The 12,086-nt window shown below is 53.2% G+C and carries 11 protein-coding genes; 4 read left to right on the forward strand and 7 right to left on the reverse strand.

Annotated features, from left to right (window positions below; all coding sequences use genetic code 11):
• Positions 1-71: 71 nt before the first annotated feature.
• The 6 genes from uvrD to lptM all read right to left on the reverse strand — a co-directional run bounded on the left by uvrD (position 72) and on the right by lptM (position 5,706).
• A complete protein-coding gene (uvrD, locus tag OGX98_RS20970; RefSeq protein ID WP_045449113.1) occupies positions 72-2,234 on the reverse strand; it encodes a DNA helicase II in 2,163 nt (720 codons plus the stop codon).
• An 88-nt stretch (positions 2,235-2,322) separates the two neighbouring features.
• Positions 2,323-3,039, reverse strand: coding sequence for a 5-amino-6-(5-phospho-D-ribitylamino)uracil phosphatase YigB (gene yigB, locus OGX98_RS20975; RefSeq protein WP_045449112.1), 717 nt, complete (start codon positions 3,037-3,039; stop codon positions 2,323-2,325).
• Complete coding sequence (xerC, locus tag OGX98_RS20980) at positions 3,039-3,941, reverse strand: tyrosine recombinase XerC (RefSeq protein ID WP_048223287.1); 903 nt, start codon at positions 3,939-3,941, stop codon at positions 3,039-3,041. The genes yigB and xerC overlap by 1 nt, the downstream gene beginning before the upstream one ends.
• Positions 3,938-4,645 (reverse strand): DUF484 domain-containing protein, encoded by a 708-nt coding sequence (locus tag OGX98_RS20985; RefSeq protein ID WP_045449108.1) that lies wholly within the window; start codon positions 4,643-4,645, stop codon positions 3,938-3,940. Before OGX98_RS20985 ends, xerC begins: the two co-directional genes overlap by 4 nt.
• The gene (gene dapF / locus OGX98_RS20990) at positions 4,642-5,466 is read right to left on the reverse strand and encodes a diaminopimelate epimerase (RefSeq protein ID WP_045449106.1); all 825 of its coding nucleotides are present in this window, start codon (positions 5,464-5,466) and stop codon (positions 4,642-4,644) included. The genes OGX98_RS20985 and dapF overlap by 4 nt, the downstream gene beginning before the upstream one ends.
• Positions 5,467-5,502: 36 nt before the next feature.
• The gene (lptM, locus tag OGX98_RS20995) at positions 5,503-5,706 is read right to left on the reverse strand and encodes an LPS translocon maturation chaperone LptM (protein WP_045449105.1); all 204 of its coding nucleotides are present in this window, start codon (positions 5,704-5,706) and stop codon (positions 5,503-5,505) included.
• Positions 5,707-5,843: 137 nt separating this feature from the next.
• Between lptM and cyaY the strand changes: the two genes are divergently transcribed.
• Positions 5,844-6,164 (forward strand): iron donor protein CyaY, encoded by a 321-nt coding sequence (gene cyaY / locus OGX98_RS21000; RefSeq protein ID WP_286595899.1) that lies wholly within the window; start codon positions 5,844-5,846, stop codon positions 6,162-6,164.
• 95 nt (positions 6,165-6,259) lie between these two features.
• Here cyaY and cyaA read toward each other — a convergent pair whose 3' ends face one another.
• A complete protein-coding gene (gene cyaA / locus OGX98_RS21005; RefSeq protein WP_048223285.1) occupies positions 6,260-8,806 on the reverse strand; it encodes a class I adenylate cyclase in 2,547 nt (848 codons plus the stop codon).
• Between the two features lie 396 nt (positions 8,807-9,202).
• On the opposite strand from cyaA, the gene hemC reads away from it, so the two are divergent.
• Genes hemC through hemX form a run of 3 tightly spaced genes read left to right on the forward strand, consistent with a single transcriptional unit; the run spans position 9,203 to position 12,084 of the window.
• Entirely contained in the window at positions 9,203-10,144 is a 942-nt protein-coding gene (gene hemC, locus OGX98_RS21010) for a hydroxymethylbilane synthase (protein ID WP_045449853.1), read from the forward strand.
• Positions 10,141-10,881: a uroporphyrinogen-III synthase gene (gene hemD, locus OGX98_RS21015; RefSeq protein WP_045449101.1), complete on the forward strand. Its 741-nt coding sequence runs from the start codon at positions 10,141-10,143 to the stop codon at positions 10,879-10,881. The genes hemC and hemD overlap by 4 nt, the downstream gene beginning before the upstream one ends.
• A gap of 21 nt (positions 10,882-10,902) precedes the next feature.
• The gene (hemX, locus tag OGX98_RS21020; protein ID WP_045449100.1) at positions 10,903-12,084 is read left to right on the forward strand and encodes a uroporphyrinogen-III C-methyltransferase; all 1,182 of its coding nucleotides are present in this window, start codon (positions 10,903-10,905) and stop codon (positions 12,082-12,084) included.
• Positions 12,085-12,086 lie beyond the last annotated feature (2 nt).

The raw sequence follows: 12,086 nt of genomic DNA on the forward strand, positions 1-12,086 counted from the left end.
GAAGATTAAGCGACAGATTGCCGGATAGCGGCTGCATCCTATCCGGCCTACAAATCAGAGCGTTAGCACCTTCACACCGTTTCCAGCCTTGCGTAGGCGGCTACCAGCCATTTTATCCCCTGGCCCTGGAATGCAACCTGCAAACGGCTATGTTCGCCACTCCCTTCCAGATTGACAATAGTACCTTCGCCGAACTTCGCATGCCGAACACGCTGTCCCAGCTTGTAGCCGGTGTCATTTTCCGCCATCGGAGTGCCCATCCGTTGATGGCTCACAGGGCGGCTGACCGTTGCACGTAAACGAACTTCTTCCACGCACGCTTCGGGTAATTCACCAATAAAGCGCGATGGTCGGTGGTAAACCTCTTTACCGTACAGACGGCGCGTTTCCGCATAGGTCAGCGTCAGTTTCTGCATAGCGCGGGTGACGCCAACGTAGGCCAGACGACGTTCCTCTTCAAGTCGTCCACCTTCGTCGAGTGACATCTGGCTGGGGAACATCCCCTCTTCCATACCGACGATAAACACCTGCGGGAACTCGAGGCCTTTTGCCGAGTGCAAAGTCATCAGTTGTACCGCGTCCTGCCAGGTATCCGCCTGCCCTTCACCAGCTTCCAGCGCCGCATGGGAGAGGAATGCCTGCAATGGCATTAAATCTTCATCTTCTTCGTTGTAGCTGAACTGGCGCGTTGCCGTCACCAGTTCGTCTAAGTTTTCGATACGCGTCTGGCCCTTCTCGCCTTTTTCCTGCTCGTACATCATGCGCAGACCGGAGTCTTTTACCACCCTGTCGGTCTGCACGTGCAGCGGCATATCGGCCGTTTCCTGGGCCAGCGCGTCAATCAGCTCCATAAAGCGCTGCAATGCGCTGGCGGCTCTACCGGCCAGGGCTTTCTCCTGCAACAGTTCACGACACGCTTGCCACAGCGTCAGCTGGCGGTCACGCGACGTCTGGCGCACCACATCTAAGGTACGATCACCAATACCACGCGTGGGCGTATTCACCACACGTTCAAAGGCCGCATCGTCGTTACGGTTAGCGATCAGGCGCAGGTAAGAGAGTGCATCTTTGATTTCCTGGCGCTCGAAGAAGCGCATACCACCGTAAATACGGTACGGCATACTGGCCTGTAATAAAGCCTCTTCAAGCACACGCGACTGGGCGTTACTACGGTACAGAATGGCGCACTGTTCCAGCGCACCGCCGTTGTCCTGCCAGGTCTTGATACGGTTAACCACAAAGCGCGCTTCATCGAGTTCGTTGAACGCACAGTAAAGCGAAATCGGTTCACCATCGACACCGTCAGTCCACAGTTTCTTGCCCAGACGCCCGTTGTTATTCTCAATCAGGGCGTTGGCAGCGCTGAGGATATTATTGGTCGAACGGTAGTTCTGCTCCAGGCGAATAGTCTCTGCACCAGGGAAGTCGGTGAGGAAGCGCTGGATATTTTCCACCTGTGCTCCGCGCCAGCCGTAAATCGACTGGTCGTCATCACCGACGATCATCACCTTACCGGTATCACCTGCCAGCAAGCGGATCCACGCGTACTGGATATTGTTGGTATCCTGGAATTCATCCACCAGGATGTTGGTAAAGCGTTCACGATAGTGCTGCAGGATGTGTGGTTTGTTGAGCCACAGTTCGTGGGCGCGCAGCAGCAGCTCAGCGAAATCCACCAACCCCGCACGGTCACACGCTTCCTGGTAAGCCTGATAGACTTTCTGCCAGGTTTGTTCAACCGGATTGCCGTAGCTCTGTAAATGGTGCGGACGCAGGCCTTCATCTTTCTGGCTGTTGATAAACCACATTGCCTGACGCGGTGGCCACTGCTTCTCATCAAGGTTCATCGCTTTAATAAGACGCTTAAGCAGACGCAGCTGGTCTTCGCTGTCGAGGATCTGAAAATCCTGCGGCAGATTAGCGTCCATATGGTGTGCGCGCAGCAAACGATGCGCCAGACCATGGAAAGTCCCCACCCACATACCGCCCTGACTGGTCCCCATAATCTGACCAATACGATGGCGCATTTCCGCCGCGGCCTTATTGGTAAAGGTCACAGCCATAATGGAGTACGGTGAGTTATTCTCTACGGTCAACAGCCAGGCGATGCGGTGCACCAGCACGCGGGTCTTACCACTCCCCGCCCCCGCCAATACCAGCATATTGCTGCGTGGCGCGGCCACCGCTTCGCGCTGTTTATCATTGAGGCTGTCGAGCAGGTAAGAAACGTCCATTGGCACCGCCGCGTAAAAGTATGTAGGGCGGATAAGCGCAACGCCATCCGCCAAAAAGCTGGGTATATATACAGAGTTCTGTTGGTGATTATATCAGCGAGGTCAGAGATGCCAACCGTGAAATTTCGATATGCGGCAGTAAACGACTGTCAGATGTTTGCATCAGGTCGGCATTTTCCGGTTTGATCCAACAAGCCTGCATACCACAGCGAATCGCGCCAGCGACGTCTGTTGTCAGGTCGTCGCCCACATGCAGGATTTCACCAATTGGCATATTCAGTTTTTCCGCCGCCAGTGAGTACATGTCGCTGAACGGTTTGGATCGTCCATCCGGTCCGGCACGCAGCACAAACTCAAAGTAATCGCCCAGACCAAACAGTTCCGGCTGCGCATTACCGTTGGTAATAGCAACCAGTGGCCACTTGCGGGCCAGAGCCTTCAATGTGTCATGTGTAGACTGCGGGACGTCGATGCGGCTGCGCCATTTCGCGAAATTCATCATCGCGGCGTTCGCCCCCATTTTTGCCTCTGCCGCCGACAGGCCAGCCTCCAGCATGGCACGCTCTACAGCACGATGGCGCCACTGGGTAACATCATGGTAGATCTCCGGTTCGGCGTCGCGTACAGCCTGACGCAGACGCTGTAGATCGCTATTTTTTAGCGTACTCAGCGCCGGGTGATAATTTTGTACAAAGGCAAGCGCTTCCTGCTCGGTGCGCAGGATCACGGGACGGTTATCGTAAAGGGTATCATCAAGGTCAAAGGTGAGCGCAGAAATGCGCCCCAACGGCCGGTAAAAACGCATTATTTCCCCCGTTTGGCGCGCGGATGCGCCGCATCGTACACTGAAGCCAGGTGTTGAAAATCAAGATGGGTGTAGATTTGGGTGGTAGAAAGGTTGGCATGTCCCAACAGCTCTTGTACACCGCGCAGGTCGCCACTCGACTCCAGCATATGTGTCGCAAATGAGTGGCGTAATTTATGTGGGTGCACGTGGCTGTTCAGCCCCTGCTTAATACCCCATTCAGCAAAACGTTTCTGCACGTTACGCGCCGAGATGCGTTTACCCAGTTTTGACAGGAAAAGAGCATCGTCATCACCACCAAACAATCCACGCAGATCCAGCCAGTGTTCAATCCACGCCACCGCGTTGCGACCAATGGGCAGACGGCGTTCTTTGCTACCTTTTCCCATCACCCAGACTTCGCCTGTGTCGAGATCGAGATGTTTAATATCCAGCCCAACCAGTTCTGATAGACGCAATCCTGCGCCGTACATAACCTCCAGCATCGCCCGGTCACGAACGGCGAGGGGATCGTTGAGATCGATATCCAGCAGACGGTTAACGTCATCCACATCAATATTTTTTGGCAGATGACGCGGTGCTTTCGGTGCGGATACACCTTTTGCCGGGTTGGCTTTCAGCTCGCCCTGATTGACCAGCCAGTCAAAGAAACTGCGCAACGCAGAGAGGCGCAATGCCAGGCTCGCAGGTCCCAAACCTTTGCGCCGGCTACGCACGGCAAAACTACGAACCATCGCAGCATCACATTGTTGCCAGCTTTGCAGGCCGGTTTCTCCGGCTAACGCGATGATGGCATCAAGCTGACGCTGATAATTGAGTAGCGTTATCGGGCTAAGTTGACGCTCAACGCCCAGATAGCGTAAGAAGCGTGCAACGTCCTGAGAAAGCGGTGAGTCGGTCATACGCGTTCAATCCAGCGCTCCAGCAGCTCCGGCAACATCAGCGAAATTTCCTGTAATAGCTGCGTTCCCTGCCCTTGCTGGTAATGATTGGCATCACGACTGCTAAACAGCATGACACCAAGAGAGCCATCCTGCCCCAGCAGCGACATGGCCACAGAACCGATAGCTTTCGCTTCCGGCATCATGACCAGCAGTTCCGGACCGTGAAGTGGGCCAAGGTAATGCTGCGACTGACCCAGACGCTGAATACGCAACGGTTCGAACGCCTGACGACTTAATGCCAGATGGGTGAATTTCGACGGTGCGCCGAGTCGCCAGCGATCCGGAAACAAGCGAACCGTAGCGCCTGCCAGCCCCAGGTCTCGCGCCCAGCGATGCAATCGCATCAGCATATCGTCGAGACTGTTGGCTGCCACCAGGCGCCCTTGCAGATTTAACAGACGATAGAACAGACTTTCGTTGGCGTTTGCTTGTTCCATCAATAACGCCATGTTCTCTTCAAGCACGTTGATGTGATTACGCGCCCTTGCCATATGCCATTCAACTAAAGAGATCGTGCCTCGCACCGGGTGCGGGACACGCATCGCTTCAACTGCCTGGGCATTACGGATAAAAAACTCAGGATTACGTTGCAGATAATCGACGACCGCCCGATCGTCCAGATCCATGAGCGTTTCCTGTAGTTCTTCCCCTGGTTGCTTCATAAGTGAATAAATCCGTCGTAGACATGTGCCGCCGGGCCAGTCATATACAACGGATGACCCGGACCTTTCCAGGCGATATCAAGTCGACCACCCGGTAATTCCACGCGCACTTCTTCTGCCAGCAGGCCCTGCTGAATACCAACAGCAACAGCTGCGCACGCGCCGCTGCCGCAGGCTTGTGTTTCACCCGCCCCGCGTTCATAGACGCGCAGTCGGATATGCTCGCGTTTCACTACTTGCATAAACCCGATATTTGCGCGTTCAGGAAAGCGTTCATGGCTTTCCAGAACTGGCCCCAGCGTTTCCACCGTGGCAGTTTCAACATCATCAACCTGAATCACGCAATGCGGATTCCCCATTGAGACTACGCCGCACAATACTGTCTGCTCAGCCACTCGCATAATATAGGTCTTCTCTGCTTTATTGGCGCGAAAAGGGACCTGCGAAGGTTCAAAGTTGGGTTCTCCCATATTCACCCGCACCAGCTCGTCGTCCGTTACGCTCAATACCATGCGACCATTGGCAGTGCTGACTCGAATATCACGTTTGTTCGTTAGCCCTTTCAGGCGAACAAACCGGGCAAAGCAACGAGCGCCATTACCACACTGTGACACTTCACTGCCGTCGGCATTGAAGATGCGGTAATGGAAATCCAGCTCCGGATCATACGGAGGCTCAACCACCAGCAGTTGATCAAACCCAACGCCAAGATGCCTGTCTGCCAGGCGGCGGATCAGCTCCGGTGAGAAAAAGACATTCTGCGTTACCGCGTCGACGACCATAAAATCGTTGCCAAGGCCATGCATTTTAGAGAATTGCATTGTTCACTCCGTTTACGCGGGTACAGAGACTTACCGTCAGTAATTCACCTGAGAAGGGCCATCTCCCGTTGCCCGATCGTTTTTCTCGGGCACCGTGGATTGCGTTTGTGGCTCAATGCTCTTTGTCGGAGGCGGCGCGGTTTTATCTGCTGGCGGAAAATAGAGTGGACCTTTCAGACCACAGCCCGTCAGGCTGAACAGAGTAAAAAGTACAGCGAGTGCCTGAAACACGTTTTTCATTATGGATTGCCTGTAAGTTCATACTTTCTGTTTTCTATCATCGCAGGAGAAGGCGTAAAAGCAAGAGTTTGCCTGCAAACTGCAACGTGATTTATTTCGCGTTATACTGCGACCATCACGAAAAACAGGATAAAAAAATGAACGACAGTGAATTTCATCGCCTTGCCGACACCCTGTGGATGGCTATTGAAGAGCGTCTGGATGACTGGGATGGCGACAGCGATATTGATTGTGAGATCAACGGCGGCGTATTGACCATCAGTTTTCAAAACGGCAGCAAAATTATCATTAACCGTCAGGAGCCGCTGCATCAGGTATGGCTGGCAACTAAACAAGGCGGCTACCATTTTGATCTGAAGGGTGATGAGTGGATTTGCGATCGTAGCGGCGAAACGTTCTGGGATCTGCTGGAACAGGCAGCAACGCTGCAGGCAGGTGAAGACGTTCGGTTCCGTTAATGTCTTTTTGCCGGATAGGAGCCTCGCCTTATCCGGCTTACAAGCAGCGCTGTGCATCCAGGCCCGGCAAGCATAGCGCCTCCGGGTAAGCGCAATTACGAGAAATACTGCTGCAACATCGGTGTGTCGTTATCCTGATTAGCCGGAGGAATAGGATTAATCGGCTGAGTACGGAACGGGATTACCTGCGCGCGCCCGTCGGTTTTCACGATCTGATAAAACTGCGGCAGGTTAAAGTTGATAAAGCTGGAGCCGTAGGTAAAGCGATCGTGCGACGATGAATAGAAGCGACTGACATCACGTACCAGCTCCTCTTTGCTGCCTTCGCAGTGGTGATACACTTCAACCCGGTTACTTTCATCCAGAATATAAATATTAAAGCCCTGTTCATCGCCCGTTTCTTCAAAAAAGAACTGAATGATCCCTTCACTGGCAAAACCATCCACCACAGACGGCAATTTCACATGGTTAGTCTCAACCTGTACGGAAAGACCGTGCAGTTTGTTGTGCGAAATCGCGCCATAAAACTCAATGGCGTTTTCCAGTTTCTGTACTGATACGTTCAGGCGTTCGAAGAACAGTCCCCACGTCTGACCTGAAACGCGCAGCGCTTTGAAGCGTCCGGTTTCATGGCGCGTACTGGAAAGGCGCAATTCAATGCATTCAGACACCAGTTGCTGGACGCGGGTACGGATCAGGCCACGCAGATGCTGACTGTAGCAGAAGACTTCAACACTATCTGGCGGCGCCGCGTCCTGGTGCATTTTGCCCAAAATCGTTTTTAACGCTTCAATCATCGCCTGCTCGCCGTTGAAGTGCAGCGTACGCACTTCGTTCCACGAGTTGCGGTACAGCAGATCTACACTACCCACCAGACAATTTTGTTCTTCGCCAAAGCTGAAGACATCCAGCTTACGAAAATCAAAATGCACGACCTGATTACGGAACGCTGCTGTCGGGTCGTATTCAAGGTTAACGATAATCGCCAGATGGCGAATTTCGCACGGGCTATAGAGCGCTTTTGGTGTGGGCGCAGGTAAACGCAGCGGGAAGTGGTGCGACACATCAGCCACCATCTCCTGCAGCTTCGGCAAATCGACAATGCCGTTACCCTTAATAAACAGATGCGTACGCGACGTCAGAAGACCGTTAAACCACGCCCACGCCACCAGCTTGTTCAGGTAGCGGTTATATTCAAGCGGCTGATGGCTGACGATGGAATCCATATTGGGCGCACGGTTGTAGAGATACCAACCTGAACGGTTGGCACGCCCAGGCGGCACATGGATAAAGGTCAGATTCGGTTCCGAGAGATCCGGTGAGATCTGTGGGTTCACCAGCGTCACTTTACCCGGCAGGGCTTCGAACGCAGCATACAACTTACGGGTCAGTACGCCGATATCCTGCGGGCTGGCGCTGACGCTAAGGTTATTGCGGCGCGCAAAGCGGATCAGATTACGATAGCTCTGCATCATCGCGTCGAGCAGTTCGTTATGTGCCTCGCGCACCTGGTCAATCTTCCAGTTGGCGCGGTTATCAAGCATCGTCAGACGGGCGTCATCCCACCCCCACTCTTGCACCAACTGACTTAACACTTCACGACGCCAGCCAACGCACGCGCGCTCGCGGCTCAGTTTCTCGCAGACTTTTAAGTAGAAACATCGACGCACTAAATCCAGACGAGTCGGATCTTCAATCGCCGTGAGGTATTCGGTGACGCGCTCCAGCATCATGCAATACGGATCAAGACCAAAAGAAACGATTTCGCCGTCGTGCAGGCGCTGTTTAATGTCTTTCGCCAACAGGCGTGGGTTCGGGTATTCCCAGGAATAAGCTTCCAGCAGCAGCGTTTTCAACACCGCTTTGTACGGGGAGTCGATACTCTTGTACAACTGCCAGAGGCTGGCACCAAAGTACTCTTCAGCAGAGAGCGAGCTGAGTCCGCCCAGATCCAGCCATTCGTTTGGTGTTAACACCCCCTGCGCGTAGAGCGTCATGACGTAATCGTCGTAATGCTCTTCTTCATCGCCCGGCACCATATTCCACAGAATACGTTTGCCCGCGAGGCGCACGGCGGTGCGATAGAATTCATCAAGCAACAGAATATGCTGCGTCGAGCCACAGTCTTCACCACCCAGGCTGCCGCTTTCATTGTGACGGAAACGGTTTTCATCAATCAGGAAGAAACTGACTTCCACGCCCAGCGAGGCAGCCCAGCTTTCTAACAGGCTACATTTACGCTGCAGCAACTGACGCTCTTCGCTATCCAGCCAGGATTGATGGCAGACCCAAATATCCAGGTCAGAGGAACAACTTTGCCCTACTGAAGAGGTACTGCCCATCGAGTAAACGCCGGTAATAGGCAGTTCGCCCTTGGGAGGGTCCTGCGGTGACATACCACGGTACAGTTCTAGTTCATTCAGGTAGTGGCGTTGGGTTTCATCAGGCGTGTAAAAGCATATGCCTTTGGGAACGTTACCATCGAGGTAACCCGGCATCAGCGGATGGTGGTAGTGCAATAATGTCGGCAGCAGACTGTATACCTGCTGGAAGGCAGGTCCCATGGCAGCAAGCGCGCGATCCACACGCAGTTGATTTATGGCATCCAGTCTCTGTTTCAGAGTCTCAATATAGAGGTACAAGACGTATCGCCTGATGTTGCTATCCGTCATGTTGTCGATCGTTGCGGCATATACGCCCGCAAATAATCTTCATCCATTCGGATAAACCGTATGTCAAAAATAACCGTTACCTTTTTTTCGCCCCTCTTTTTTTATGGAGTACAGCCGAAAAAATGGTCTAAAACGTGATCAATTTAACACCTTGCTCATTGACCGTAAAGAAAGATGCGCTACATACAAGTGTAGCACCGTTCGTTACGTGTAAATTCCTTCATACGGTCGGGAGGTTTCTCGTCATTAATCACTGCCAGTGATGATGCAGCGCCTTTTTCCTCTCACTAACGTTTGAGCGTAACGCTGACATCCCTTTGATAAGGATGTTAGGATGGTCAATGATTGATAATGACGGTAACAAGCATGTTAGACAATGTTTTGAGAATTGCCACACGCCAAAGCCCCCTTGCGCTCTGGCAGGCACATTATGTCAAAGACGCCTTAATGGCAAACCACCCCGGTCTGATCGTAGAACTGGTACCTATGGTGACCCGTGGCGATGTGATTCTGGATACTCCACTGGCAAAAGTGGGGGGTAAGGGTTTGTTTGTTAAAGAGTTGGAAGTCGCGCTGCTGGAAAAACGTGCCGATATCGCCGTGCATTCCATGAAGGATGTGCCGGTCGAATTCCCTGAGGGACTCGGACTGGTCACTATTTGCGAACGCGAAGATCCACGCGATGCTTTTGTCTCGAATAAGTACAACACGCTGGATGAACTTCCTGCAGGCAGCATCGTTGGAACATCCAGCTTACGTCGCCAGTGCCAGTTGGCTAAACGTCGCCCGGATCTCGTTATCCGTTCGCTACGCGGCAACGTGGGAACACGGCTGAGCAAACTGGATAACGGCGACTATGATGCGATTATTCTGGCCGTAGCCGGGTTAAAACGCTTAGGGCTGGAGTCGCGGATCCGCACAGCGCTGTCGCCGGAAGTCTCTCTTCCAGCTGTCGGACAGGGCGCAGTAGGCATAGAATGTCGACTCGATGATCTGCGTACTCAAGCACTGTTAGCACCGCTCAACCATGAAGAAACCGCTCTGCGTGTAAAAGCCGAACGCGCAATGAACACCCGCCTGGAAGGGGGTTGTCAGGTGCCCATCGGCAGCTATGCTGAGCTCATTAACGGTGAGATTTGGCTACGTGCGCTGGTCGGTGCTCCTGACGGTTCACAGATGGTTTGCGGGGAACGTCGCGGCACACCAAATAATGCCGAACAAATGGGCATTTCTCTGGCGGAAGAACTGTTGGAAAACGGTGCACGCGCCATTCTGGCTGATGTTTATAACGGAGAAGCACCCGCATGAGTATTCTGGTCACCCGCCCATCTCCCGCAGGGGAAGAGTTAGTGAGCCGTCTGCGCACACTGGGGCAGGTGGCCTGGAGCTTTCCGCTCATTGAGTTTTCGCCAGGCAGGGAACTGGCAACGCTAGCCTCCCGCCTGTCGACACTGACGGAAAACGATCTGGTTTTAGCTCTCTCGCAGCACGCGGTCACTTTTGCTGATGCTCAGCTTCAGCAGCAAGGAGAACGCTGGCCCTCCCTCCCGCGCTATTTTGCCATTGGCCGCACCACGGCATTGGCGCTCCATACCGTTAATGGATGCAATATTCACTATCCTCTGGATCGGGAAATTAGCGAAGTCTTGCTACAATTACCTGAATTACAAAATATTGCGGGAAAAAAAGCGCTTATTTTACGCGGCAACGGCGGTCGGGAGTTGATAGGCGAAACTCTGAAAGCACGTGGGGCCAATGTAGATTTTTGTGAATGTTATCAACGCAGTGCAAAGTATTACGATGGTGCAGAAGAAGCGATGCGATGGCAATCTCGCGGCGTGACGACGGTGGTTGTCACCAGCGGAGAGATGCTACAACAGCTCTGGTCGCTCATTCCGCAGTGGTATCGTGAGCACTGGTTACTACGCTGTCGGCTGCTGGTCGTCAGTGAGCGTCTGGCGCACCTCGCCCGGGAACTGGGCTGGCAAGATATTAAGGTCGCTGATAACGCCGACAACGATGCGCTGCTACGCGCATTACAATAACTCTCATAATGGGATGCCATAATGACGGAACAAGAAAAATCCTCCGCCGTGGTTGAAGAGACCAGGGAGGCCGTGGAAACCACGTCACAGTCAGTCAATGCTGAAAAAAAGAGCAAGGGCAGCACCGCACTGATACTAAGTGCAGTAGCGATTGCTATTGCGCTGGCGGCAGGCGTCGGACTGTATGGCTGGGGGAAACAACAGGCAACAACACAGACTGCAACCAGCGATGCGTTGGCTAATCAGCTCACGGCGCTGCAAAAAGCGCAGGAAAACCAGAAAACTGAGCTGGAAGGTATTATAAAACAGCAGGCAACACTGCTGGATGAAGCAAACCGTCAGCAAGCAGCACTGGCTAAACAGCTTGATGAAGTGCAGCAAAAGGTTGCCACAATCTCTGGCAGCGATGCTAAAACGTGGCTGCTGGCGCAGGCTGATTTTCTGGTGAAACTGGCCGGTCGTAAATTATGGAGCGATCAGGACGTTACCACCGCAGCGGCGCTATTGAAAAGCGCCGATGCCAGCCTGGCCGATATGAACGATCCAAGTTTAATCACCGCCCGTCGAGCGATTACTGATGATATCGCCAGCCTCTCTTCTGTCTCTCAGGTTGATTATGACGGCATCATTCTCAAGATAAATCAGTTGTCTAATCAGATTGATAACCTACGTCTGGCCGACAATGATACTGATGATTCGCCGATGGACTCCGACAGCAGCGAGCTTTCCAGCTCCATTAGCGAATGGCGCGTCAATCTGCAAAAAAGCTGGCAAAATTTTATGGACAGCTTTATTACCATTCGACGTCGCGATGAAACCGCCGTACCGCTGTTAGCACCAAATCAGGACGTGTACTTACGTGAGAACATCCGCTCCCGTCTGTTAGTGGCCGCTCAGGCCGTACCACGCCATCAAGAAGAGACATACCGGCAGGCGCTGGAAAATGTCTCCACCTGGGTGCGCGCGTACTACGATACCGACGATGCAGCGACGAAAGCCTTCCTTGAAGAAGTGGACCAACTGAGTCAACAAAGCATCAGTATGGATGTACCAGAAACGCTTCAAAGCCAGACCATTCTTGAGAAATTAATGCAGACCCGTGTGCGTAATTTACTGGCCCAGCCAGCAACATCTCCGGTTGAAGCAGCTCCTGCGCCAGCGCCTCAGGCAGAAACCCCGGCAACCGCGCCGCAAGGAGAGTAACG

Origin of the sequence: Citrobacter sp. Cm046 (genome assembly GCF_030333065.1) — a bacterium.
GTDB lineage: Bacteria > Pseudomonadota > Gammaproteobacteria > Enterobacterales > Enterobacteriaceae > Citrobacter > Citrobacter murliniae.